This window comes from Ferrovibrio sp., assembly GCF_965278975.1.
Lineage (GTDB): Bacteria > Pseudomonadota > Alphaproteobacteria > Ferrovibrionales > Ferrovibrionaceae > Ferrovibrio.
This window is the reverse complement of record NZ_OZ257126.1, coordinates 3,894,346-3,918,785: the sequence shown is the minus strand read 5'-3', so window position 1 is coordinate 3,918,785 and position 24,440 is coordinate 3,894,346. Positions and strand designations below refer to the sequence as shown.

Here is a 24,440-nt window from a genome sequence, read left to right as displayed (position 1 = left end):
GGCCTAGTTCTAGAGCGGGCGGGCGAAGGTTTCCAGCAGGTCATCGGCCAAAATATCGGCCCTGAGCCGGCGCCAGCGGGGGGCTTCCGCTACGGTATCGACCCCGAAAGCCGCAATTGAGGCCAGGCCGTCGCCGCCAATCACCGCCGGGGCGCGGAAAAACATCAGCCGGTCGGCCAGGTCGGTGCGGATCAGGCTGGCGGCCAGCTGGCCCCCGCCTTCCACCAGCAGCCGGGTAATGCCGCGCTCGGCCAGGGCTTCCAGTGCCTGGCGGATATCAGGCAGCCCGTTCTCGGCCGGCGGCACGGCAATCACCTCGACGCCGCAGGCGGCAAAGGCCTCGCGCCGGGTGGCATCGGCATCCTCGCGGCAGACGATCCAGGTCGGGTGCTGCCGGGCGGTGGCGACCAGTCTGGCGGTGAGCGGCAACCGCAGGCGGCCATCCAGCACCACGCGCGGATTGGGCCTTTTGGGCAGGCCGGGCAGCCGGCAGGTCAGTTCCGGATCATCCTGCAAGGCCGTGTTGGAACCGACCATGATCGCATCATGCTGGGCGCGCAGCAGATGGGCGCGCTGGCGCGAGACCGGATCAGTGATCCATTTGCTGTCGCGCGTATGAGTGGCGATGCGGCCATCCAGGCTGGTGGCGAGTTTCAACGTCACCAGGGGACGGTTCTGCGTCACCCGCAGCAGGAAGCCGCTGTTCAATTCGGCGGCTTCATCGCCAAGCAGGCCAAGCTCGACGGCAATACCGGCCTCGCGCAACTTCTCCAGGCCCTGGCCCGAGACCCGTGGATCGGGATCTTCCAGTGCCACCACGCAGCGGGCAATGCCGGCCTGGATCAGCGCCTCGGCGCAGGGCGGCGTGCGGCCATGGTGGCTGCAGGGTTCCAGGGTGACATAGGCGGTGGCACCGCGCGCGGCATCACCGGCCTGCGAGAGTGCAACGGTTTCGGCATGGGGCCGACCGCCAACTTGAGTGAAGCCACGGCCAACCACATGGCCGTCCTTGATCAGCACGCAGCCGACAGCAGGATTGGGCCAGGTGTTGCCCAAACCGCGCGCCGCCAGCCCGAGCGCGAGACGCATCCAGCGTTCATCGCGGGCGGCGGCGGCCCTATCTGTCATTGTCCGGTCCTGTCAGTCATCGTCGTGATTGCCGGCGCCGCTCAGCGAGCCGATGAAATCCTCGAAATCCTTGGCTTCGCGGAAATTGCGGTAGACCGAGGCGAAACGCACATAGGCGACCTTGTCGAGCGCCGCGAGACCATCCATCACCAGGCCGCCGATCTGATCGGAAGCAATCTCGCTCTCACCCATGCTTTCCAGGCGGCGGACGATGCCGTTGATCAGGCGTTCGATACGCTCGGGGTCCACCGGGCGCTTGCGCGTCGCGATCTGAATCGAACGCGCCAGCTTGTCGCGGTCGAACGGCACCTTGAGGCCGTTCTTCTTCACCACGGTCAGCTCGCGCAACTGAATGCGTTCAAACGTGGTGAAGCGCGCGGCGCAATTGGGGCAGAAGCGGCGCCGGCGGATCGACGAGTTATCCTCGGTCGGCCGCGAATCCTTCACCTGGGTATCGTCATTGCCGCAGAACGGACACCGCATGAAACGCTTCTCCCCTGCCCTGTGCTTTTAGTAGATCGGGAAGCGGTGGCAGAGCGCCACCACCTTCTCGGCCACCGCGCGCTCGACGGCGCTGTTATCGTTGGTCTTGGCCACCAGGCCATCCATCACATCAGCCATCAACTGGCCGATCTGGCGGAACTCGGCGGCGCCAAAGCCGCGCGTGGTGCCGGCCGGGCTGCCGACGCGTACGCCGGACGTCACCATCGGCTTTTCCGGATCGAACGGCACGCCATTCTTGTTGGCGGTGATGCGGGCGCGTTCCAGCGCCTCCACCACCACATTGCCCTTCAGGCCCTTGGAGCGCAGGTCCACCAGCATCAGGTGGTTGTCGGTGCCGCCCGAGGTGAGATTGTAGCCGCGCTCCATCAGCGCGCCGGCCATCGCCTTGGCATTCTCCACCACGGCAGCGGCATAGGCACGGAATTCCGGCGTCAGGGCTTCACCAAAGGCCACCGCCTTGGCGGCGATCACATGCATCAGCGGGCCGCCCTGCAGGCCGGGGAACACCGCCGAATTGATCTTCTTGGCCAGCGCCTCGTCATTGGTCAGCACCATGCCGCCGCGCGGGCCGCGCAGGGTCTTGTGCGTAGTGGTGGTGGCGATATGGGCATGCGGGAACGGGCTGGCATGCACGCCGCCCGCCACCAGACCGGCGAAATGCGCCATGTCGACCATGAAGATGGCGCCGATGCTGTCGGCAATGGCACGGAAACGGGCGAAATCCCAGAAGCGCGGATAGGCCGAGCCGCCGGCGATGATCAGCTTCGGCTTATGCTGTTCGGCCAGCTTGGCGACTTCATCCATGTTGATCAGATGATCGTCCGCACCGACGGTGTAGCTCACCACGTTGAACCACTTGCCCGACTGGTTGGCGGGCGAGCCATGGGTGAGATGGCCGCCGGCGGCAAGATCCAGGCCCATGAAGGTGTCGCCCGGCTTCAGGCAGGCCATGAACACCGCCTGGTTGGCCTGGGCGCCGGAATGGGGCTGCACATTGGCGAAGCCGCAATTGAACAGCTTCTTGGCGCGCTCGATGGCCAGTTCCTCGGCGATATCGACGAACTCGCAGCCATTGTAATAGCGGCGGCCAGGATAGCCTTCGGCATACTTGTTAGTCATCACCGAGCCCTGGGCTTCCAGCACGGCGCGGCTGACGATGTTTTCCGACGCGATCAGTTCGATCTGCTCGCGCTGGCGGCCGAGTTCCTCGGTGATCGCCTTGAACAGCGCCGGATCGGACTGCTCCAGGCTGCGCTCGAAGAAACCGGCATGGGTGACGGCAGGCTTGGTGGCGGACATGGCGGTTACTCCTTCAGGCAAGCTTGGCGACACGCCGGGCATGGCGGCCACCTTCAAAGGCGGTGTTGAGGAATACGGCGAGGCAATCCTTTGCCGTGTCGACGCCGATCAGGCGGGCGCCGAGCGCAATCACATTGGCATCGTTGTGCAACCGGCTGAGCCGCGCCGAGAGCGCATCATGCACCAGGGCGGCACGGCAGCCCGGCACCCGGTTGGCGGCAATCGAGATGCCGATGCCGGAGCCGCAAACGGCGACGCCGAACTGCGCCTTGCCGCCCGCCACGGCCTCGCCGATGGCACGGCCGAAATCGGGGTAATCGACGCTATCCGGGCCGTTCGTGCCGAGGTCCAGCACGCCATGGCCCTGGGCTTCAAGCTCGGCTTTCAGGATGCCCTTCAGCTCGAAGCCGGCATGGTCGGAGGCCACGGCGATCACAGGCTTCGACATGGGCAGGCTGCCTCCGGGGGCTGGGATGGTCAGGATGGCCGGAAACTACAATATCCGGTGCCGGGAGCCAATACCCACCACAAGGCAAATGAGGGCTTCCGCCTCCATCAAGCCGGCGAGGTATTCTACATACAGCCTTGTCATTCCCGGCCCTGAGCCGGGAATCTCCTGCCGCGTGGCATTAAGTGGCCTTTTCCGGGTTGAGATCCCCGGGGCACGCCCGGGGATGACGAGCTACAGCAGGACACCAGACTATGACTCTGGGGGTAGAGCCCCAGATTGTGGCTCTGGGGGGCGCGGAAACGGTAAAATTCGTTACCCGTCATACCCGCGAAAGCGGGTATCCCATTTTTTCGAGGAACTGAATGGTTTTTCAGAACCTAAATGGGACCCTCGCCTTCGCGAGGGTGACAAGGGTGTAGGGAAAGAAAAAGCCCGGCGGTTTCCCGCCGGGCTTTCCCGGAACTATCCGTGAACCGGATTTAGTTCACATAGTCGTAGGCGCCGTCCTTCCAGACATAGACCTTGTAGGCCGGGCTGGTGGTGTCGCCCTTCTTGTCGAACTTGATGTCGTTCAGCACGGTCTTGAAGGTGCCGGCACGCATCGCCTTCTCCACATCCGCGGTCTTGACCGACTTGGCGGTGGTGGCGGCCTGCGCCCAGACCTGGATGGCAGCATAGGTATAGAGGGTGTAGCCCTCCGGATCGTAGCCACCGGCCTTGAACTTATCCACGATCGGCTTCGCCACCGGGTTCTTACGCGGATCGGCGTCGAAGGTCATCAGGGTACCCTGGCCGGCGGTGCCGGAAATCGCCCAGAGCTGCTTGTCGACCAGCGCGTCACCGCCCATCAGCGGGGCATTGAGGCCCTGCTCCTTGGCCTGGCGCACGATCAGGCCAGCTTCCGGATGGTAGCCGCCGAGATAGATCAGCTCGATACCAGCCGCCTTCATCTTCGAGATCAGCGCCGAGTAATCCTTTTCACCGGCGGTGATGGCTTCGTAGAGGGTTTCCTTCACGCCCTTGGCGTTCAGGGTCTTGCGGGTTTCATCCGCAAGACCCTGACCATAGGCGGTCTTGTCATGCAGGATGGCGACCTTCTTGCCCTTGAACTTGTCGGCGATGTAGTCGCCGGCCACCATGCCCTGCTGGTCGTCGCGGCCGCAGACGCGGAAGGTGTTGTTGTAGCCGCGATCCGTGAACTTCGGATTGGTCGAAGCCGGCGAGATCTGCAGGATGTTTTCTTCCTTGTAGACATCAGAAGCCGGGATCGAGGAGCCCGAGCAGAAGTGGCCGATCACCACGGCGACCTTTTCCTGCGCCGACTTGTTGGCCACCGCGACCGCCTGCTTCGGATCGCACTGGTCGTCGCCGAACAGCAGCGTGATTTTCTGGCCGTTGACGCCGCCGGCGGCATTGAGGTCGGCCACTGCCATCTCGGCGCCCTTCTTCATCTGCTCGCCGAAGGAGGCAAGCTGACCGGTGAGCGGGCCGTTGAGCGAAATCTTGATCTGCGCTTGCGCGGCGCCGGCCATCAGGCCAAGAGCGGCGGCAAAGCCAAGACCGAGTGAAAGCGTACGCATGTGTCGAACCTCCCAGTTGTTTGAGACGAAAAGGGGTTGCGGATGAAGAAACTGTAGACGTTCACTCCAAAAGCAGCAACCAGCCGATAGCAGATCACGATGTTTTATCGCGCCACGCGAATAGCCCGGCCCGTTCATGGAGCCAGGGGTATTGTCGTACCATCATGTCTACCCGGGTCAGCCGGAAGCCGGTGCCGGCCAGCACCAGCAGCAGCAGACTGACGAAAATGAAGGGCAGCACGGCACCAAGCTGGCCGCCGAACAGGCCGAAGACCAGGAAACGGTCGGCCAGCGCTAGCAGGATGCTGTAGGGCAGAATCTGCCAGGCCGGCCGCCAGGTGGAAGCCACCGCCTGCCCCATCAGGAAGGCGCAGCCGCCGACCAGCAGCAGGGTGAAGCCGAAGAAAACCCAGGCCGAGGAACCAACCAGCGCGCTCATCCATGGCCTCCTTCCAGGTAAGCCGCGCGTATCTGTTCGTCCGCCAACAGATCAGCCCCGGAGCCGCTCATGGTGATGCTGCCGTTCACCAGCACATAGCCGCGATGCGCCAGCCGGAGCGCGTGATAGGCATTCTGTTCCACCAGCAGCACGGTAACGCCGTCGCGCTTGTTGATCTCCTCGATGATCGAGAAAATCTGCCGCACCACCAGGGGCGCCAGACCGAGCGAGGGTTCATCCAGCAGCAGCAGGCGCGGCCGGCTCATCAGCGCGCGGGCAATTGCCAGCATCTGCTGTTCGCCGCCCGAGAGCGTGCCGCCGCGCTGCTCGCTGCGCTCCTTCAGGCGCGGGAACAAGCCATAGACACGTTCGAGGTCGCTGTCGAAATGTGCCGGATCGCCGGCCACCGCGCCCATGCGCAGATTCTCCAGCACTGTCATGCGCGGAAAAATGCGGCGGCCTTCCGGGGCATGGGCCAGGCCGCGCCGTACCAGATTATGCATCGGCACGCCCAGCAGGCTTTCGCCCTGCAGGCGGATATCGCCCTTGCGCGGCTTCGGGTGGCCGCAGATGCTCATCAGCAAGGTGGATTTCCCGGCGCCGTTGGCGCCGATCAGGGCCACGATCTCGCCCTGCTGCACTTCCATGTCCACGCCTTTGAGAGCGTGGACGGCGCCGTAATAGCTGTGGATCCCGCTGATCGAGAGCATCAGGCCGCCCCCGCTTCTTCAACGCCGAAATCCTCACCCAGATAAGCCTTGATGACGGTGGGATCGGAGCGCACCTGCTCCGGCGTGCCATCGGCGATCTTCTTGCCGTAATCCAGCACCACCACATGGTCGGAAATCTGCATCACCACGCTCATGTCATGCTCGATCAGCAGCACGCCGCAGCCATGCTGGTCGCGGATGAATTGCAGCAGGTTGTTCAGGTCGGCGCTTTCGCGCGGATTGAGGCCGGCAGCAGGCTCATCAAGGCAGAGCAGCACCGGCTCGGTACACATAGCGCGGGCGATTTCCAACCGGCGCTGGCCGCCATAAGGCAGGCTGCCGGCGGGTGTGTCGGCCATGTCGGTCAACTGCGTCTGGTTCAGCCAGTAGCGTGCCTGTTCGACAGCGGCCTTCTCGGCTCTGGCATAGCCGCGCCAGCCGAACAGCCCGAGCAAGGTATAGCCCGAAGCGCGCATCAGCTTGTTATGCTGCGCCACGATCAGGTTTTCCAGCACCGTCATCTGTGGAAACAGGCGGATATTCTGGAACGTGCGCGCCACCCGGGCGAGCCTGGGAATATCATGCCCCTGCATGCGTTCCAGCAGATACTCGGTGCCGTCGTTCATCAGGCTCAAACGCCCGATGGTCGGCTTGTAGAAGCCGGCGATGCAGTTGAACACCGTGGTCTTGCCGGCGCCATTGGGGCCGATCACGGCGGTGATCTGGCGCGGCTGTGCGGTGAAGGACACATTGTCCACCGCCACCAGGCCGCCGAAGCGCATGGTGAGATGCTCGACCTTGAGCAGGTGACTCATGGCCCGCCTCCCCCGCCAGCTCCGGCTTTCGCAAGCCGCATGGTCGGTTCACGATGCGCCAGCAGGCCCTGCGGCCGCCACACCATGATCAGCACCATGGCGAGGCCGAAGGCCAGCATGCGGAACAGCGAGAATTCGCGTGCCAGTTCCGGCAGCAGCGTGAGGAAGGCAGCCGCCAGCACGATGCCGGCCTGGCTGCCCATGCCGCCCAGCACAACGATGGCCAGGATCACGGCGGATTCGATGAAGGTGAAACTTTCCGGGCTGATGAAGCCCTGGCGCGTGGCGAAGAAGCTGCCGGCGAAACCGCCGAACATGGCGCCGATGGCAAAGGCGGTCAGCTTGGTATTGGTCGGATTGATGCCGAGCGCGCGGCAGGCGATTTCATCCTCGCGCAAGGCTTCCCAGGCGCGGCCCACTGGCAGCTTGCGGATGCGCTGGGTGAACAGATTGGTCAGCAATGCCAGCGCCAGGATCAGGTAATAGAGGAAAACGATGCGGTGCGTGGACGCGAATTCGAGGCCGAATAACTGGTGGAAGGATGTGGTGCCTTCCGGCGGATTGGCGCTGAACGGATAGCCGAAGAAGCTGGGGCGCTGGATACCGGAAATGCCGTTCGGGCCGCCGGTGAGTTTCTGCCAGTTCAGCAGCACGATGCGGATGATTTCACCGAAGCCGAGGGTGACAATGGCGAGGTAATCGCCGCGCAGGCGCAGCACCGGGAAGCCGAGCGCGACGCCGAATAGTGCAGCGAACAGGCCGGCCAGCGGCAGACATTCCCAGAAATTCAGGCCGAAATTCTTCGACAGCAACGCGTAGGAATAGGCCCCCACGGCATAGAAGGCGACATAGCCGAGATCGAGCAGGCCGGCGAGGCCGACGACGATATTGAGGCCCCAGCCAAGCATCACATAGATCAGCACCACGGTGCCGAGATCGACCACGGTGCGGTCGGCAAACGGCAGCGTCGGCAGGATCAGGGCAAAGGCGATCAGCGCCGGCATCAGCCAGGTATCGGCCTTGCGGCCCAACTCCGCCATCAAGTCGCGCTTCTTGCTCTGTGCCTGGGGCTGCACGCGGCCACGGCGCCAGTCGAGCAGCAGCATCAATCCCAGGCGACCGATGAAAACACCGGCGGCGGCATAGAACACCAGATGCCACCGCGTCTTGATACCCAGCGGGCCACCGGTATCGACAGTCTCGAAACCGAGCAGCGGCAGGGCCAGCACGCCGGCCACCAGACCGGCGAGGATGGCATCCTTGAGGCGGGCCTGGAGCGTCATCACACCTTCTCCACTTCCGGCCGGCCGAGCAGCCCGGTGGGTCGGAAGATCAGCACGATGACCAGGATCGAGAAGGCCGCGACATCCTTGTATTCGATGCTGAAATAGGCCGACCACAGCGCCTCGATCAGGCCGATGAGCAGCCCGCCGAGCATGGCGCCGGGCAGGCTGCCGATGCCGCCGAGCACGGCCGCCGTGAAGGCCTTCAGGCCGGCCAGGAAGCCGATATAGAAATCCACCACGCCGTAATACAGCGTCACCATCACACCGGCGACGGCGGCCAGCACGGCGCCGAGCACGAAGGTGAGCGAGATGGTGCGGTCGGTATTCACCCCCAGCAGCCCGGCCATCAGGCGGTCCTGCTCGGTGGCGCGCTGGGCGCGGCCTAAGGGCGTGGCCTGGATCAGCCAGGTGAAGCCGATCATCAGCGCCACGGTAAGCGCAATGATGATCATCTGCAGGTAGCTCAGATTGACCGAGAAGCCATCGCCATGCAGCAATTCGACGCCACCGCGGATCATCGGCTGCAACGGCTTGATCTTGGCGCCCTGGGCGATCTGCACATAGTTCTGCAGGAAGATCGACATGCCGATGGCGGAGATCAGCGGCGCCAGGCGGAACGAGCCGCGCAGCGGCCTATAGGCGACGCGCTCGACGGTCCAGCCATAGAGGCCGGTGAGGATCATGGAAGCGGCCAGTACGATCAGCAGCGCCAGCGGCACCCAGGTGATGCCGACCAAGCCAAGGATCGAGAAGGTAATCACGGCGATGAAGGCGCCGATCATGTAGATTTCGCCATGAGCGAAATTGATCATGCCAATGATGCCGTAGACCATCGTGTAGCCGATGGCGATGAGGGCATAGACCGCGCCGAGCGTGACGCCGTTGATCAACTGCTGCAGGAAATATTCCATCGTCCCCCGCCGGTCCGGCTGCGCTATTGTCCCTGCTGTTTCTTGGCCAGGACGAAGCGCAGTTTCTGCGCGGCGAGGCGTTTCATTTCCTCAGGCGAACGGCGCGGGTCACCCACCATCGACACTTCCAGGCCGGTAACGGTATCCACCGCCACCACCTTGAGTGCCGAACCGAGCCGGATGAACTCGACGATTACCTCGTCGCCCGGTCTGCCGCCTTGCGTCCCTGTCATGCCATCCGTGTTACCATTTTACGCATTGTATCGCTACATTTTCGCACTCTATCCACAAGTTTAAGCAGCAAAAATTTTTGGCGTAAAACCGGGCGTCAACCATCAATGGATGGGCTTTCTTCCCAAGGCCCTGGGCTTGGTATAGGCTTCGCGCCCGCCGGAACCGGCCGAGTCAGAAGCAACCCGAAATGAGAGTCCCGAGAGGATAGACGCGATGGCCACCAACACCCTCCCCCCCTTCCAGTGGGACGACCCGCTGCTGCTGGATGCCGAGCTGACCGAGGAAGAGCGCATGGTGCGCGACACCGCGCGTGATTATGCACAGGCTAAGCTGCTGCCACGGGTGAAAGAAGCCTTCCGCGAGGAAAAGACCGATCCGGCGATCTTCCGCGAGATGGGCGAACTTGGCCTACTCGGCTCCACCATCGACGGCTATGGCTGCGCCGGCACCAATTATGTCTCCTACGGCCTGATCGCCCGCGAGGTCGAGCGCGTCGACAGCGGCTACCGCTCGATGATGAGCGTGCAGTCCAGCCTGGTGATGCATCCGATCCATGCCTATGGCACCGAGGAAACCCGCCAGAAGTATCTGCCCAAGCTCGCCACCGGCGAATGGATCGGCTGCTTCGGCCTCACCGAGCCGGATGCCGGCTCCGATCCGGGCAGCATGAAGACCCGCGCCGTGAAGGTGCCCGGCGGCTACAAGCTGACCGGCAGCAAGATGTGGATTTCCAACGCGCCAATCGCCGATGTGTTCGTGGTCTGGGCCAAGACCGAGGACGGCATCATCCGCGGCTTCGTGCTGGACAAGGGCATGAAGGGCCTCTCGGCGCCGAAGATCCAGGGCAAGATCAGCTTACGTGCCTCGATCACCGGCGAAATCGTCATGGACGATGTGTTCGTGCCGGATGAGAACTGGCTTCCCAACGTGCAGGGCCTCAAGGGCCCGTTCGGCTGCCTCAACAATGCCCGCTACGGCATCGCCTGGGGCGCCATGGGTTCGGCGGAAGCCTGCTGGCACCAGGCGCGGCAGTATACGCTCGACCGCAAGCAGTTCGGCCGCCCGCTGGCCGCGACGCAGCTGGTGCAGCTCAAGCTCGCCAACATGCAGACCGAAATCACGCTGGGCCTCTCCGCCTGCCTGCGTGTCGGCCGGCTCAAGGATGAAGGCAAGGCAGCGCCGGAAATGATCTCGCTGATCAAGCGCAATTCCTGCGGCAAGGCGCTCGAGATCGCCCGCGTCGCCCGCGACATGCATGGCGGCAACGGCATCCACGAGGATTTCCACGTCATCCGCCACATGGTGAACCTGGAAACCGTGAATACCTACGAAGGTACCCACGACGTGCACGCCCTGATCCTCGGCCGCGCGATTACAGGCATTCAGGCGTTTTCGTAAGACACAAAAAAAGCGTGGATGGCCCGGCCAAGCCGGGCCATCCACGAGTGTCTTTTCTTATCTACCCCGCCGCTTCCTTGGCGATGCCGGGCAAGAGCGGCACGAAGCGCACCGGCAGCAGCTTTTCCTCATGCACGGTGAGGCCGTCGCGGGTGTAGCGGATCACGTCCTGCGCCGCGTCGGTCTGGCCGACGGGTGCGACCAGGATGCCGCCTTGCGGTGAAAGCTGATCGATCAGGCTGTCGGGCCGCTTGTCGGCTGCCGCCGTCACCAGGATGCGGTCGAACGGCATCTGCTCGGTCCAGCCCTTGTTGCCGTCGCCGAGCTTGGCGGTGACATTGGTGATATCGAGATCGGTGAGCCGGCGCTCGGCCTGGAGCAGCAGCGAGCGGTAACGCTCGATGGTATAGACGCGGCGGCAGAGCCGGGTCAGCACCGCGGTCTGGTAGCCCGAGCCGGTGCCGATTTCCAGCACCTTCATGCGGTCGCCAAGCTGCAGCGCCTCGGTCATGAACGCCACCACATAGGGCTGGCTGATGGTCTGGCCCTGGGTGATCGGCAGCGCGATATTCTCGTAGGCATGTTCCTGAAACTGCGACGGCACGAAGCGGTCGCGCGGCACCCGTTCGATGGCCGAGAGCACGCGGGTATCCTTGATGCCCTGGTGCCGCAGCTCCATGATCAGCTGGATGACGCGCGGATCGACCGGCGTTTCCGACACGGCGTCAGCCGAGCGCGGCGCGGAGCGCCTTCAGGCTCGCGCCATGGGTCAGGTTGAGCTGCAGCGGCGTCACCGCGATATAGCCTTCGTCGATACTGCGCAGATCGGTACCGCGCTTCGGCTTGCCATTCTCGCGGCGGAAGCCGATCCAGTAATACGGCACATCGCGGGCATCGACGCGGCAATCCAGCATAAGATCGGAAAGATCGCGCTGGCCCTGCATCACCACCTGCACACCGGCAACCGCATCGGCCACCACATCGGGGAAATTCACGTTGATCAGCACGCCATGCGGCCAGCCGGTCTTGAGCAGCTTGCGGATCAGGCCCGGGGCATGCTGCTCGCCGGTGGCCCATTTCACCGGATGGCCGGGATTGATCTTCTGGCTCAGCGCAACGCTGGGGATGCCGAGCAAAGTGCCTTCCATGGCGGCGGCAACGGTGCCGGAATAGGTCACGTCCTCGCCGAGATTGGAGCCGCGATTGACGCCGGAGATGATCAGGTCCGGCCGCTTGCCTTTCATGATCTCATGCACCGCCATCATCACGCAGTCGGTCGGCGTGCCGCGCACGGCGAATTTGCGCGCGTTCAGCTTGCGCAGGCGCAGCGGCTGGGTCAGCGTCAGTGAATGAGAGGCACCGGACTGCTCGTAATCCGGCGCCACGATGGTGATGTCCTTCGACAGCTTCTTGGCGATGGCCTCGGCCACTTTCAGGCCGGGGGCATGGATGCCGTCGTCATTGGTGACCAGGATGCGCATCACGCTGCCTTTTCGATCTTTTTGAGGCCGCCCATATAGGGCTGCAGGGCGGCGGGAATGTTCACCGAGCCATCGGCCTCCTGGTAATTCTCCAGCACCGCGATCAGCGTGCGGCCAACCGCCAGGCCGGAGCCGTTCAGCGTATGCACGAAGCGGGTCTGCTTCTCGCCCGGCGCGCGGCAGCGTGCATTCATGCGCCGCGCCTGCCAGTCGCCGCAATTGGAGCAGGAGGAAATCTCGCGGTAGCGATCCTGCCCCGGCAACCAGACTTCGATATCGAAGGTCTTGCGGGCGCCGCTGCCCATGTCGCCGGCGCAGAGCAGCATGGTGCGGAACGGCAGTTCCAGGCGCTTCAGCACTTCTTCCGCGGCCCCGGTCATGCGGTCATGCTCGGCTGCGGAATCCTCCGGCCGGGTGATGCTGACCAGTTCCACCTTCTCGAACTGGTGCTGACGAATCATGCCGCGCGTGTCGCGCCCCGCCGCACCGGCTTCGGAACGGAAGCAGGGCGTGAGCGCCGTCAGCCGCCAGGGCAGCTGGCTCTCATCGATGATGGTGTCGCGGGCCAGGTTGGTCAGCGGCACTTCCGCCGTCGGGATCAGCCAATAGCCAGCGGTGGTGCGGAACAGATCGTCGCCGAACTTGGGCAATTGCCCGGTGCCATAGGCGGTATCGTCATTCACCAGCAGCGGCACGATGGTTTCGCTGTAGCCGAACTCGGTCGTATGCAGGTCCAGCATGAACTGGCCCAGCGCACGGGACAGCCGGGCAAGCTGGCCACGCATCACCGTGAAACGGGCGCCGGCCAGCTTGGTGCCGGCATTGAAATCCATCAGGCCGAAGCCCTCGCCGAGATCGAAATGCTCCTTCGGCTTGAAGCTGAAATTCTTCTGCGCGCCGACGCGGCGCAGTTCCTGGTTTTCGCTCTCGTCCTTGCCCGGCGGCACGTCGTCAGCCGGCAGGTTCGGGATGCGGCTCAATGCGTCTTTCAGTTCGGCCTCGAAAGCCGCCTGATCTGCTTCATGCCTGGCCAGCGCATCCTTCAGCGCCGCCACTTCGGCCATCAGTTCAGATGCACGCGCCTCGTCCTTCTTCGCCTTGGCGGCACCGATTTCCTTCGAGAGCGCGTTGCGGCGGGCCTGAGTGGTATCGAATTCGGCCTGGGCGGCGCGGCGCTTTGCGTCCAACGCGACAAGACCCTCAGCCATGGCGCCAAGGCCACGGCGCGCAATGGCCGCATCGAAGCCGGCCGGATTGTCGCGGATGGCTTTTATGTCATGCATGGTTTTAACCCGAACTTATGGCGCCGGCGGATTGGCTCCGCCCTCGCCTGTCTCTACTGGCTTCGGCTTGTCGGCGGCTTCCTCGGCAGCCTTTTCCGCAGCCTCGCGCTTGGCGCGGTCGTACTCGATCCACTTCACCATCCAGATCGATATTTCATAGAGCAGGATCAGCGGCACGGCGAGGCCGATCTGGCTGATGATATCCGGCGGCGTGACAATGGCGGCGAAGATGAACATGATGACGATGGCGTAGCGCCGCTTCGAGGCCAGGCCCGCCGCTGTCAGCAGGCCGACGCGGCCCAGCAGCGTCAGCAGCACCGGCAACTGGAAGGCCAGACCGAAAGCGAAGATCAAGGTCATCACCAGCGAGAGATATTCGCTGACCTTGGTTTCAAGCTGGATCGGGATGACGCCATCGCCGCCATGGCCTTCGAAGCCGATGAAGAATTTCAGCGCCAGCGGCATGATGAACCAGTAGACGAAGGTGCCGCCGATACCGAACAGCACTGGTGTCGCCACCAGGAACGGCAGGAAGGCCTTCTTCTCATGCTTGTAGAGGCCCGGCGCCACGAACATCCAGACCTGCGCCGCGATCACCGGGAAAGCGACCACGGCCGCCGCCCAGAAGCCGAGCTTCACATAGGTGAAGAAGGCTTCCTGCGGCGCGGTGAAGATCATGCGCCGGCCTTCAGTGCTGCCCATCGCCTCGATCAGCGGATGCATCAGCAGGGCATAGATCTGCGGCGCGAAATAATAGCAGCCGGCAAAAGCAATGAAGATGGCGCCAATCGACCACATCAGCCGGTTGCGCAGTTCGACCAGATGATCGAGCAGCGGCATGCGGGAGGCTTCTACTTCATCCTCTGGCGTTTTGGTCTCGCTCACGGCTTGGGTTCTTCCTTGGCCGGGACGACCGGGGCCTGAGTTTCTGGTGCCACAGCTTCCGGGGTCGGCGCCAGCGCAGCAGCCGCAGCGGCAGCAGCCTGTGCCGCCTTGGCAGCATCGGCTTCGGCCAGGCTCACGGCATCGGTCGGCGCGGCGGCCGGCAGGGTGCCATCGGGGGAAACGAGGTCGTTATAGGAGGGCAATGCCTCGGCGGTCAGGGTCTTTTCCAGACTGCCATCGGGATCGACGGTCTTCTTGATCTCGTTTTCAAGCGAGAAATCGGTGACCTGTTTGGCCGACTTGCGCAGTTCGTCCAGTTCGGACTCGCGCACCATGTCGTCCACACCAGACTGGAATTCGCGCGCCATCGAGCGCGCCTTGGCGGTCCATTGGCCCACCGTGCGCAACACCTTCGGCAGGTCCTTCGGGCCAATCACGACCAGCGCGACCACCGCGATAACCCCAAGCTCGGACCAGGCAATGTCGAACATCGCCGACGCCTTTTTAATGACGAGGCCGGGCGCCTGTATTCCAGGCGCGCCGGCCAGTTAGACCATCAACGGCTCAGTGCTGCGCCGTCTTCTCGCTGGTAGCGCCGGCAGTGCTGGTGGTGCCGGTAGCCGGCGCCTGCTGCTGGATCACACCGGCATCCTTCGCCGGATCCTTGGCTTCTTCCGGCTCTTCCTTCATGCCCTTGCGGAAATTCTTGATCCCCGAGGCCAGGTCACCGGCCACCTTCGGCAGCTTGCCAGCGCCGAACAGGATGAGAATGACCACCAGAACCAGCAGCCAATGCCAAATGCTGAACGAACCCATCATCTTTCTCCCTGAAGCGGCCTAATCGGCGATTTCCGAGGCCGTTTCCATGTCGCCTCGCACTATGGCAGATAATACCCCGCCAAGGCAATTCACAGGGGCCGCTCTAACTGCTTGGAAAGATATGGCAAGCCGCCAAATCAAGGGCCAGGCGCAGGCGGCTGCCGGCTTCGGGCAGCGGACCCGGCGCCAGGCGTGCAACCAGCAGCGTCTCCCCTGCCCCGGCAAGCCGCAGCTCCACCCGCCGGTAAGGCCCCAGCGAGCGGGCACGCACCACCTCGCAATCCAGGCCGGCGGCGCCCTCGACCGCCAGGGCCTCGGGCCGGAACAGCAGCAGGGCCTCGGTACCATCGGCCAGATGTGACGCCGAAAGGGAACCAAGCGGCGTCTCCAGCAGACCGGAACGCACCCGCCCCCGGATTTCATTGGTTTCCGAGAGGAACCGCGCGGCAAACAGCGAAGTCGGCTGGCCGTAGATGCCGACCGGGCTATCCACCTGCACCAGCCGGCCGGCCTGCATGATGCCGATACGATCGGCCATGCGCATGGCTTCCTCGGGATCATGGGTCACCAGCAAGGTCGGCGTGCCGGCCTGTTTCAGGATCGCCACGGTATCGTCGCGGATCTGGTCGCGCAGCCGGTTGTCCAGGCTGGAAAACGGTTCGTCCAGCAGCATCACCGCCGGTTCAGGGGCCAGCGCACGGGCCAAGGCGACGCGCTGCTGCTCGCCGCCGGAAAGCCGGTGCGGAAATACATCGAGATGGCCGCTCAGGCCCACGCGTCCGGCCCAGAGTTCGGCGCGCTTGCGGCGTTCAGATGTGCTGAGATGCGACAGTCCGAAAGCGATATTGTTGGCGACGCTGAGATGCGGGAATAGTGCATGATCCTGGAACACCATGCCGACATGGCGGGCTTCGGTCGGCAGGTTCAGGCCCGTTCCTGCTACGCGTTGGCCATTGATACAGACTTCACCCTGCTGCAAATCCTCAAGCCCTGCCGCGATCCGCAAGGTGGTGGATTTGCCACAGCCCGAAGGCCCCAGCAGGCAGAAAATCTCACCCGCCGCGATGGTCAGCGCCACACGGTCGACCGCAAGCCGGTCGCCATAGCGGTGGCTGACATCGCGCAGTGTGAGATCAGGCATTCCGCTGCGGGTCTTCCGCCGTGTTGGCGTCAGCTTCGGCGGACTCTGGCTCTGCTGCGGCCTGTTCCCCGGTGGCCTGTTCTTCGGCAACCTTCTCGGCATCCGCCGGATCCGGCATCAGCGGCTCAAGGAATTCGCGGCCATCATCGTCCTCGCCCAGCGGATCGACCGGGCTGTCGTCAATGGCTTCGCCCGGCATCGGCAGGCCACCGCTGGCCGGGATGGTTTCCAGCAGGCCGGAGGCACGCAGTTCTTCCAGGCCCGGCAGGCTGTCGATGCTGTCGAGCGCGAAATGGACCAGGAATTCATCGGTGGTGGCATAGGTGACCGGGCGGCCCGGCACGCGGCGACGACCGCTGATCTTGACCCAGCCGGCCTCTATCAGCACGTCCAGTGTGCCCTTGGAAAGACCGACACCACGAATATCCTCGATCTCGGCGCGGGTCACCGGCTGGTGATAGGCGACGATCGAGAGCGTTTCGGTGGCAGCACGCGACAGCTTGCGCGTCACCTCGCGGTGATGCTCCAGCATATGCTTGAGGTCCGGCGCCGTGGTGAAGGCCCAGCGCCCGGCAAGCTGCTTCAGGATCACGCCGCGCTGGCGGTACTGGTCTTCCAGCGCCGACAGGATCGCCTTGATGCGGGCATTCTTCGGCAGCCGCTTGCGCAAGCTCGCTTCATCCAGCGGCTCGGCGGCGGCGAACAGCAGCGCTTCCACCATGCGCATCTGCTGTGCGAACTCGGCCTCGGCATCGCTCGGTTCGGCCTCGGCGTCGCCTTCAATTTCTTCTGACTCAGCTTCCGCGGACTCAGCGGCTTCAGACTCCTCTGCCGTTTCCGGCGCGGTGTCTTCCTCGAAAGCCTCGGCCATGTCGCGGCCCGGATTCTCGTCCTGCGGAACCTGGGTTTCTTCCTGCTGATCGGACTGCATCGCTTACTCTTCCTGCTGCGCCGGAGCAGGCTCCGGGCCATTATCCTGAACCACGCCGGTCTGGCGGCGAATGTAGATCGGGCCGAAGCTTTGCACCTGGCGCAACTCGATCAGGCCCTGCTTGGCCATTTCGAGGCTGGCATTGAAGGTGGAGGCCAGGGCCGAGCGCACGGTGAAGGGATCGGAAAGATCGGGCGGCAGGAAAGCCTGCAGGGTCGCCCAGTCTGGAATGGCGCCGATCATGTTGCGCAGCCGGGTCAGGGCTTCTTCCACCGACACCACCTGGCGCCGCGCCATGCGCATGGTCAGCGCCTCGGTGCTGCCCCGGCTGGAGCGGAATTCGCCATAGGCCTTGAGCAGATCGAACAGCGACGCGGTGAAGATCGACTTGCGGATTACCCGCACGCCTTCCGGCATGCCGCGCAGGAACATAGAAAGGCCGACCTGGTCGCGGCCCATGAGCTGTTCGGAAACCTGGCGCATGGCTTCCAGCTTGCGCAGCTGCAATTGCAGCCGCTCGGCCAGTTCCTCGCCGCTCGGCTCGCCCGGCTTGTCCTTTTCCGGCAGCAGCAGGCGTGACTTAAGGTAGGCCAGCCAGGCGGCCATCACCAGATAGTCGGCGGCCAGCTCCAGGCGGCTCTTGCGCGCCTCGGCCACGAAGACGAGATACTGCTCGGCCAGCTGCAGGATCGAGATGCGGCGGAGATCGACCTTCTGCTCGCGCGCCAGGGTCAGCAGGACGTCCAGCGGCCCCTCGAACCCGTCCAGCTCCAGCACAAGCTGCTGCGCCAGGGATACCGGCTCGGCCAGGCCATCCCGGGTCGGCGCCTCGAAACTTTCGGCGGGGGTGGAAGCGGTCTCGGTCTCGGTCACTGAAGCTCGCGAATCTCTGATTCCGGGCGCCGCCCGGACGGGATGGATTGCTCTAGCCGCTGTGGCCCGCCAAAACAAGCAGGATATCCTGCAAACTGCCAATCAAAGGCCACAGCATCTCTGCCAGTGGATTGAACTCATAGCCTAAAGTGCGGGCTGCAAGCGGCAGAGCCAGCAGGAAAATAAGTAGAATGACCATGCCATAGGGTTCGACCCGGGCGAGCAGCCGGGCCAAGGGCAGCGGCAGCAAGCCCACCGCCACTCTCCCGCCATCCAGCGGCGGCAAAGGCATCATGTTAAATACAAACAATATCAGATTGATAAAAATGGCATTTTCCAGGTTCATGGCAAGCCAGCCACCAACCGTGATGCCAAAGTACGGAATCAGGTGAAACAGCAGCGCGGCGACATAGGCCTGGGCCAGGTTCACCCCTGGTCCGGCAATAGCCACCAGGGCCATGTCACGGCGCGGATTGGGCAGGCGCCAGAAATCCACCGGCACCGGCTTGGCCCAGCCGAACAGGAACGGCGCCTTGAACAGCAGCAGCGCGCCCGGCACCAGCACGGTGCCGACCGGATCGATATGGCGCAGCGGATTGAAGCTGACCCGGCCAAGCCGCAGGGCGGTATCGTCACCGAGCTTCCAGGCCGCCCAGCCATGGGCAGCTTCATGCAGGGTGATGGCGAACAATGCCGGCAGGATCCAGGCCGATGCCTGGATCAGAAAACTTTCGATGGACTCCATGCCCGGAATCTTAGGCGCTGGCCGCCCGGGGTAAAGCCTCGGGGGTACGCTTTTGCGCGGCAGCCTGCTGGATGCGGCGGGCGGCGTCCTGGCTCATCGCCGGCAAGGCCGGGAACAGGCCGGCCATCTCGTCATACTTGCCCGAGCAATGCAGCACCAGATCACAGCCGGCCTTGAGCGAGGCCTTGGCCAGTTCGGCCAGGCTGCCAGACAGCGCCTTCATGGTCAGGTCGTCGGAGATCAGCACGCCATCGAAGCCGATATGGCCCCGGATCACATCGCGGATCACGGTTGGCGAAATTGTCGCCGGCAGCGCTTTGTCATACGCGGTGTAGACGATATGCGCGGTCATCGCCCAGGGCGCCTGTTTCAGCGCCAGGAAGGGCTGGAAATCGCTCTGTTCCAGGGTGGCGCGGTCGGCTTCCACCACCGGCAATTCCAGGTGGCTGTCGGAACGCGCCCGGCCATGACCGGGGATATGCTTCACCACCGGCAGCACGCCGGCATCGAGCAGGCCACGCATGGCCGCCTCGGCCAGGGCCGCCACCACATCCGGCGTGAAACCGTAAGCACGGTCGCCGATCACATCATGGGCGCCTGCCACCGGCAGATCGGCAACGGGCGCACAATCCACATCGATACCGAGCGCATGCAGTTCAGCACCGATGGCGCGGGAATTCTGATAGGCCGCTTCACGGGCGCCCTGCGGATCGCTGGCGAATTGCTTGCCGAACTGGGCGGCGGGCGGAAACACCGGCCAATGCGGCGGCTTCAGGCGCGCCACGCGGCCGCCTTCCTGATCGATCAGCACCGGCGCTTCCGGGTTGCCGACAGCGGCGCGGAAACTTTCAACCAAGCTGCGGAGCTGGGCCGGATTGTCGATGTTGCGCGCAAACACGATGAAGCCATACGGCTTATGCTTTGCGAACAATGCCTGTTCATCAGCGGTGAGCGCGGTGCCGGCGCAACTGACGACGACAGGCGCGTAGCGCATGAGATCAGCGGGCGACAACGATGCACCCCTGCTTCTGCGCCGAGAGCTTTTCGCACAGGGCCTGCGCGGCGGCGCGGTCGCGCAGCGGGCCGGCCTGCACGCGGAAGAACACACCCTTGCCCGGAATATCAACGCGCTCGTAGCTGGCCGAAAGGCTGCCGAGTTCACCGGGGAATTTCTTCTGCAAGGCAGCCCAGGTGGATTGCGCCTGGGCCTGTTCCGGCAGCGACGCAAGCTGCACGCGGGCCGAACCGCCGCCGGCTGCCGGTGCGGTAGCAGGAGCTGTCGGTGTAGCAGCCGGACGGGCCGCCGGCTGCTGCTGGGCTGGCGCAGGAGTGGTTGGCGTTGCAGCGGTACGCGGCGCCGTGGGCGCAGTCGGTGCATTTGTCTGGTTGGGCGGTGCCTGGTTCGGCACGGCGGTAGCGGCCGGGCGGGTCGGCACGGTAACGCTGGCGCCAGCGGGCGCGCTGCCGGCGGGCGCCGGGGTAACGGTGGGCGCGTTGGCGGTGGGGCGTTCCGGCGGCGGCAGCAGCTTTTCAGCCTGCTGCTGCGCGTTTCCGGTGCTGTTGCCCAGCCGCTCGTAGATCTGCTTGTCCTGGTTCGGCACCTGCATGCCGCCGGGATTTTCCGGCGCCACCTTGGAGGGCGACTGGTCGGCGCGCACCAGCGGCGGCGCACCCGATGCGCCGCGCTTCACGCCCTGGTCATAGGCGAACCAGATGCCGACACCGAAAGCCGCAACCGCGCCGAGCGCGATGCCGGCGGTGATCATGCGCTTGGCGCTGCCGGGACCACCCGCCGCAGCGGCGGGGGCATTGGGTACCGGGCGCGAGCCCCGGTCGGTGCGCAGATCGCTCATGCTCTACCTCATCTCCTCAACCGGCGTGACGCCCATCACCGCAAGGCCGGAGGCGATAATGATCGCCACCGCGCGGATCAGCGCCAGGCGGGCGCGGGTCAGTTCCAGGTCTTCCGCAATCAAGAAACGTGCCGTCACATCGTCACGGCCGACATTCCACAGGCCATGGAAGGCCGCCGCCACTTCCTGCAGGAAGAAGGCGATGCGGTGCGGCTCATGCGCTTCCGCCGCGCTTTCCACCAGGCGCGGCCAGTTCGCCAGCAGTTTCAGCAGCGCGAGTTCGGCCTCATGGCCCAGCCGCGTCATGTCGGCATTACTAAGCGCCGCATCATCGGTGGCAATCGACGGCACGTCATTGCGCGCATTGCGCAGCACCGAGCAGATGCGGGCATGGGCGTATTGCACATAAAAGACCGGATTGTCCTTGGACTGCTCGGTCACCTTCTTGAAATCGAAATCGAGCTGGGCGTCGTTCTTGCGCGTCAGCATGATGAAGCGGACAACGTCCTTGCCCACTTCATCCACCACGTCGCGCAGCGTAACGAACGTGCCGGCCCGCTTGCTCATGCGCACCGGCTGGCCGTCATCGAGCAGATTGACCATCTGCACCAGCTTGATATCCAGTTCGCCCTCGCCCATGGACATCGCCTTCACGGCGGCCTTCATGCGCTTGACATAGCCGCCATGGTCGGCGCCCCAGACGTCGATCATCTGCTTGAAGCCACGGCGGTACTTGTCGTCGTGATAGGCGATGTCGGCGCCGAAATAGGTCCAGGAACCATCCGACTTCTTCAGCGGGCGGTCGATATCGTCGCCGAATTCGGTGGCCTTGAAGAGTGCCTGCGGCCGTGCTTCCCAATCCTCGGGCAGCTTGCCCTTGGGCGGCTCCAGCACGCCGGTATAGATCAGGCCGCGCTGCTGCAGGCGGTCGAAAGCCTGCTGCACCAGGCCATCCTCATGTAGCTTGCGCTCGGAGGTGAAGGCCGCATGGCGGATATTCAGCGCCGCCAGGTCTTCGCGGATCATGTCCATCATGGCGTCGGTGGCAGCCAGGCGGAATGTTTGCAGCCAGTCTGCCTCGGGCGCGTCGCGGAACCTGTCGCCATACTGTTTCACCAGCGCGGCACCGACCGGCTTGAGGTAGTCGCCGGGATAGAGCCCTTCCGGGATTTCGATGCTCTCGCCCAGCGCCTCGCGGTAGCGCAGATGGGCGGAACGCGCCAGCACATCCACCTGGGCGCCGGCATCGTTGATGTAGTATTCGCGGCAAACAGCGTAGCCGGCCTTTTCCAGCAGCGCGGCCAGCGCGTCGCCGAACACGGCGCCACGGCAATGGCCAACATGCATCGGGCCGGTCGGGTTGGCCGAGACATATTCCACATTCACCGGCTCGTTCCGGCCCAACTGGCTGTCGCCATAGGCGGTGCCGGCCTTGAGGATCACGGCGGCCTGGGCCTGCCAATGGCTTGGATCGAGGCGCAGGTTGATGAAGCCGGGGCCGGCGATCTCCACGGCGGTGACCGCAGGCAGGCGGCTAAGCAGCGGCTGCAGCTTCTCGGCCAGGGCGCGCGGGTTCAGCTTGGCCGGCTTGGCCAGCACCATGGCGGCATTAGTGGCCAGGTCGCCATGGCTGGGGTCGCGCGGCGGCTCCACGGTGACCGCCTGCAACGGCAGCCCCTCAGGCAGCACCTGCTGGGCGGCAAGCTGCTGCACGGCATCCAGGACGGCGCGGCGGAAATCGGCAAAAACGTTCATTTATTCCAGTGCTCAAGCGTTACGAATCGCGGAGGCGGACACTATAGACCAGGGCCGGGCGTGGCAACGCCGGCCCCTGCCCGGGACGGCGCAAATTGACATCCGCGCCAAACTCCCTAAATACTGGACTTGCAAGGGTAAAGCCTTGGTAAACCGGAGATGAATAGGCCGATGAACGCGCAAGTGCAGGAACTCGCAGGCGGAACCGCCACCCAGGCGGCCATGCCAGGGGCGCTGCCCGTGACCCTTTCGGCCAATGCCGCCCGGCGTATCCGCGCCATTGTGGAATCCGAGGGCAACCCGGCCCTTAAGCTGCGCGTGGCGGTTTCCGGCGGCGGCTGTTCCGGCTTCCAGTATGGCTTCACCCTGGATGATGCCGTGACCGGCGACGACCTGCTGATCGAGCGCGACGGCGCCACCCTGGTGCTGGACCAGATTTCCGCCGATTACATGCGCGGCTCGGAAATCGACTTCGTGGAAGACCTTTCCGGCGCCGGCTTCCAGATCCGCAACCCGCTGGCGACGTCGAGCTGCGGCTGCGGCAATTCCTTCGCCGTCTGACCCTGGCGTGACAGCGCCGGCGCTGCTGATCATCGACTTGCAGCAGGCCATCGACGCGCCCTATCACGCAGCCGACGGCCCGCGAAACAATCCCCAAGCCGAAGCCAATATCGCCGCCCTGCTCACCGCCTGGCGCGGACGCGGCTGGCCGGTGATCCATGTGAAGCATGACAGCGTGCTGGCTCATTCCGCCTATCGGCCCGGACAGCCGGGCAACGATTTCAAGCCGGAAGCTCTGCCGCTGCCCGGCGAGACCGTGATCGCCAAACAGGTCAACAGCGCCTTCATCGGCACCGGCCTGGAAGCCCATCTGCGCCAAAACGGCATTACCGCCCTGGTGGTGGCCGGCGTGGTGACCAACAATTCGGTGGAAAGCACCGTGCGCATGGCCGGCAATCTCGGCTTCGACACCACGCTGGTGCAGGATGCCTGCTTCTGCTTCGCCCGGCGGGACTTTGCCGGCCGGCTGCGCCGCGCGGACGAAGTCCATGCCATGTCACTGGCGAATATGGCCGGCGAATATTGTAGCATCCGCGACACGGCGGCGATTCTGGCCGCCCTGCCCGCTTCATAATTTGAGTCCCGCATGAAGATCGCCACCTGGAACGTCAATTCGGTGAAGGCCCGCCTGCCCAATGTGCTGGAATGGCTGAAACGCGCCCAGCCCGATGTGGCTCTGTTGCAGGAAATCAAATGCGTCGACGCCGATTTCCCGATGCTGGAATTCGAGGCGCTGGGCTACAAGGCGATCCCGCATGGCCAGAAAAGCTATAACGGCGTCGCCCTGCTCTCGAAGCTGCCCGTCGATGCCGTGCGCTTCCGCCTGCCCGGCGATGATGCCGATGAGCAGGCCCGCTATATCGAGGCCGATATCGGCGGCATGACGCTCGGCGGTCTCTACCTGCCGAACGGCAATCCTCGCCCCGGCGAGAAGTATGACTACAAGCTGGCCTGGATGCGGCGGCTGGAAGCCCATGCCGCCACGCTGCTGGCGCGCGACGTGCCGTTCCTGCTGGCTGGTGACTACAATGTCTGCCCCACCGATGCTGATGTGTATGATCCGGCCGGCTGGCAGGAAGACGCCCTCTGTTTCATCGATACCCGCCAGCGTTTCCGCGCGCTGCTCAATCTCGGCCTCACCGAAGCCTGGCGCGCGCTGCACCCGCATGTGCAGGATTATTCCTTCTGGGATTATCAGGCCGGCGCCTGGTTCAAGAACCATGGCCTGCGCATCGATCATTTCCTGCTCAGCCCGCATCTCGCCGACCGGCTCAAGGCCTGCGAGATCGACCGCCAGCCGCGTGGCCAGGAAAAAGCCTCGGACCATGTGCCGGTCTGGGTGGAGATTGAATAAAAGA

The 24,440-nt window shown here is 64.2% G+C and carries 28 protein-coding genes; 4 read left to right on the top strand and 24 right to left on the bottom strand.

The window, feature by feature from the left end:
• Positions 1-9: 9 nt before the first annotated feature.
• The 11 genes from ribD to ACQY7X_RS18570 form a co-directional block, all read right to left on the bottom strand.
• Entirely contained in the window at positions 10-1,128 is a 1,119-nt protein-coding gene (gene ribD, locus ACQY7X_RS18620) for a bifunctional diaminohydroxyphosphoribosylaminopyrimidine deaminase/5-amino-6-(5-phosphoribosylamino)uracil reductase RibD (RefSeq protein WP_428246912.1), read from the bottom strand.
• Positions 1,129-1,140: 12 nt separating this feature from the next.
• A complete protein-coding gene (gene nrdR, locus ACQY7X_RS18615; protein ID WP_428246911.1) occupies positions 1,141-1,611 on the bottom strand; it encodes a transcriptional regulator NrdR in 471 nt (156 codons plus the stop codon).
• A gap of 27 nt (positions 1,612-1,638) precedes the next feature.
• Positions 1,639-2,931 carry a serine hydroxymethyltransferase gene (gene glyA, locus ACQY7X_RS18610; protein ID WP_428246910.1) on the bottom strand — a complete coding sequence of 431 codons (1,293 nt, stop codon included), beginning with the start codon at positions 2,929-2,931 and terminating at the stop codon, positions 1,639-1,641.
• A 13-nt stretch (positions 2,932-2,944) separates the two neighbouring features.
• Entirely contained in the window at positions 2,945-3,379 is a 435-nt protein-coding gene (gene rpiB, locus ACQY7X_RS18605; RefSeq protein WP_428246909.1) for a ribose 5-phosphate isomerase B, read from the bottom strand.
• A 482-nt stretch (positions 3,380-3,861) separates the two neighbouring features.
• The gene (locus ACQY7X_RS18600; protein WP_428246908.1) at positions 3,862-4,962 is read right to left on the bottom strand and encodes a branched-chain amino acid ABC transporter substrate-binding protein; all 1,101 of its coding nucleotides are present in this window, start codon (positions 4,960-4,962) and stop codon (positions 3,862-3,864) included.
• Positions 4,963-5,056: 94 nt separating this feature from the next.
• A complete protein-coding gene (locus ACQY7X_RS18595; RefSeq protein WP_428246907.1) occupies positions 5,057-5,401 on the bottom strand; it encodes a DUF6867 family protein in 345 nt (114 codons plus the stop codon).
• On the bottom strand, positions 5,398-6,111 hold the full coding sequence (locus ACQY7X_RS18590) for an ABC transporter ATP-binding protein (RefSeq protein ID WP_428246906.1): 714 nt from the start codon (positions 6,109-6,111) through the stop codon (positions 5,398-5,400). Before ACQY7X_RS18590 ends, ACQY7X_RS18595 begins: the two co-directional genes overlap by 4 nt.
• The gene (locus tag ACQY7X_RS18585) at positions 6,111-6,926 is read right to left on the bottom strand and encodes an ABC transporter ATP-binding protein (RefSeq protein WP_428246905.1); all 816 of its coding nucleotides are present in this window, start codon (positions 6,924-6,926) and stop codon (positions 6,111-6,113) included. The genes ACQY7X_RS18590 and ACQY7X_RS18585 overlap by 1 nt, the downstream gene beginning before the upstream one ends.
• Positions 6,923-8,209: a high-affinity branched-chain amino acid ABC transporter permease LivM gene (livM, locus tag ACQY7X_RS18580; RefSeq protein WP_428246904.1), complete on the bottom strand. Its 1,287-nt coding sequence runs from the start codon at positions 8,207-8,209 to the stop codon at positions 6,923-6,925. Before livM ends, ACQY7X_RS18585 begins: the two co-directional genes overlap by 4 nt.
• Entirely contained in the window at positions 8,209-9,123 is a 915-nt protein-coding gene (locus ACQY7X_RS18575; protein WP_428246903.1) for an ABC transporter permease subunit, read from the bottom strand. The genes livM and ACQY7X_RS18575 overlap by 1 nt, the downstream gene beginning before the upstream one ends.
• A 23-nt stretch (positions 9,124-9,146) precedes the next feature.
• Positions 9,147-9,356 (bottom strand): DUF6898 family protein, encoded by a 210-nt coding sequence (locus tag ACQY7X_RS18570; RefSeq protein WP_428246902.1) that lies wholly within the window; start codon positions 9,354-9,356, stop codon positions 9,147-9,149.
• A 214-nt stretch (positions 9,357-9,570) separates the two neighbouring features.
• On the opposite strand from ACQY7X_RS18570, the gene ACQY7X_RS18565 reads away from it, so the two are divergent.
• The gene (locus ACQY7X_RS18565; protein ID WP_428246901.1) at positions 9,571-10,755 is read left to right on the top strand and encodes an acyl-CoA dehydrogenase; all 1,185 of its coding nucleotides are present in this window, start codon (positions 9,571-9,573) and stop codon (positions 10,753-10,755) included.
• A 61-nt stretch (positions 10,756-10,816) separates the two neighbouring features.
• On the opposite strand, the gene ACQY7X_RS18560 is transcribed toward ACQY7X_RS18565, so the two are convergent.
• From ACQY7X_RS18560 to argS, 13 genes are all read right to left on the bottom strand, one after another.
• A complete protein-coding gene (locus ACQY7X_RS18560) occupies positions 10,817-11,434 on the bottom strand; it encodes a protein-L-isoaspartate(D-aspartate) O-methyltransferase (RefSeq protein ID WP_428250076.1) in 618 nt (205 codons plus the stop codon).
• Positions 11,435-11,480: 46 nt separating this feature from the next.
• Positions 11,481-12,236, bottom strand: a complete 756-nt coding sequence (gene surE, locus ACQY7X_RS18555) for a 5'/3'-nucleotidase SurE (protein ID WP_428250075.1) — start codon at positions 12,234-12,236, stop codon at positions 11,481-11,483.
• Positions 12,236-13,519, bottom strand: a complete 1,284-nt coding sequence (gene serS, locus ACQY7X_RS18550; protein ID WP_428246900.1) for a serine--tRNA ligase — start codon at positions 13,517-13,519, stop codon at positions 12,236-12,238. Before serS ends, surE begins: the two co-directional genes overlap by 1 nt.
• A gap of 15 nt (positions 13,520-13,534) precedes the next feature.
• Complete coding sequence (gene tatC, locus ACQY7X_RS18545) at positions 13,535-14,404, bottom strand: twin-arginine translocase subunit TatC (RefSeq protein ID WP_428246899.1); 870 nt, start codon at positions 14,402-14,404, stop codon at positions 13,535-13,537.
• Positions 14,401-14,895, bottom strand: a complete 495-nt coding sequence (gene tatB, locus ACQY7X_RS18540; RefSeq protein WP_428246898.1) for a Sec-independent protein translocase protein TatB — start codon at positions 14,893-14,895, stop codon at positions 14,401-14,403. Before tatB ends, tatC begins: the two co-directional genes overlap by 4 nt.
• A 73-nt stretch (positions 14,896-14,968) precedes the next feature.
• Positions 14,969-15,223, bottom strand: coding sequence for a twin-arginine translocase TatA/TatE family subunit (locus ACQY7X_RS18535; protein WP_428246897.1), 255 nt, complete (start codon positions 15,221-15,223; stop codon positions 14,969-14,971).
• Between the two features lie 103 nt (positions 15,224-15,326).
• Entirely contained in the window at positions 15,327-16,364 is a 1,038-nt protein-coding gene (locus tag ACQY7X_RS18530; protein ID WP_428246896.1) for an ABC transporter ATP-binding protein, read from the bottom strand.
• Positions 16,357-17,295, bottom strand: coding sequence for an SMC-Scp complex subunit ScpB (gene scpB, locus ACQY7X_RS18525; protein ID WP_428246895.1), 939 nt, complete (start codon positions 17,293-17,295; stop codon positions 16,357-16,359). The genes ACQY7X_RS18530 and scpB overlap by 8 nt, the downstream gene beginning before the upstream one ends.
• Positions 17,296-17,298: 3 nt before the next feature.
• Positions 17,299-18,168: a segregation and condensation protein A gene (locus ACQY7X_RS18520; RefSeq protein ID WP_428246894.1), complete on the bottom strand. Its 870-nt coding sequence runs from the start codon at positions 18,166-18,168 to the stop codon at positions 17,299-17,301.
• 52 nt (positions 18,169-18,220) lie between these two features.
• Positions 18,221-18,913: a site-2 protease family protein gene (locus ACQY7X_RS18515; RefSeq protein WP_428246893.1), complete on the bottom strand. Its 693-nt coding sequence runs from the start codon at positions 18,911-18,913 to the stop codon at positions 18,221-18,223.
• Positions 18,914-18,923: 10 nt separating this feature from the next.
• Positions 18,924-19,925, bottom strand: a complete 1,002-nt coding sequence (gene nagZ, locus ACQY7X_RS18510) for a beta-N-acetylhexosaminidase (protein ID WP_428246892.1) — start codon at positions 19,923-19,925, stop codon at positions 18,924-18,926.
• On the bottom strand, positions 19,912-20,766 hold the full coding sequence (locus tag ACQY7X_RS18505) for an SPOR domain-containing protein (RefSeq protein ID WP_428246891.1): 855 nt from the start codon (positions 20,764-20,766) through the stop codon (positions 19,912-19,914). The genes nagZ and ACQY7X_RS18505 overlap by 14 nt, the downstream gene beginning before the upstream one ends.
• A 3-nt stretch (positions 20,767-20,769) precedes the next feature.
• Positions 20,770-22,521 (bottom strand): arginine--tRNA ligase, encoded by a 1,752-nt coding sequence (argS, locus tag ACQY7X_RS18500; RefSeq protein WP_428246890.1) that lies wholly within the window; start codon positions 22,519-22,521, stop codon positions 20,770-20,772.
• Between the two features lie 171 nt (positions 22,522-22,692).
• Here argS and erpA point away from each other — a divergent pair, with 171 nt between their 5' ends.
• Genes erpA through xth form a run of 3 tightly spaced genes read left to right on the top strand, consistent with a single transcriptional unit; the run spans position 22,693 to position 24,436 of the window.
• Positions 22,693-23,082: an iron-sulfur cluster insertion protein ErpA gene (erpA, locus tag ACQY7X_RS18495; RefSeq protein WP_428246889.1), complete on the top strand. Its 390-nt coding sequence runs from the start codon at positions 22,693-22,695 to the stop codon at positions 23,080-23,082.
• A 7-nt stretch (positions 23,083-23,089) separates the two neighbouring features.
• Positions 23,090-23,656, top strand: coding sequence for a cysteine hydrolase family protein (locus ACQY7X_RS18490; protein WP_428246888.1), 567 nt, complete (start codon positions 23,090-23,092; stop codon positions 23,654-23,656).
• A 12-nt stretch (positions 23,657-23,668) separates the two neighbouring features.
• Positions 23,669-24,436 carry an exodeoxyribonuclease III gene (gene xth / locus ACQY7X_RS18485; RefSeq protein ID WP_428246887.1) on the top strand — a complete coding sequence of 256 codons (768 nt, stop codon included), beginning with the start codon at positions 23,669-23,671 and terminating at the stop codon, positions 24,434-24,436.
• Positions 24,437-24,440 lie beyond the last annotated feature (4 nt).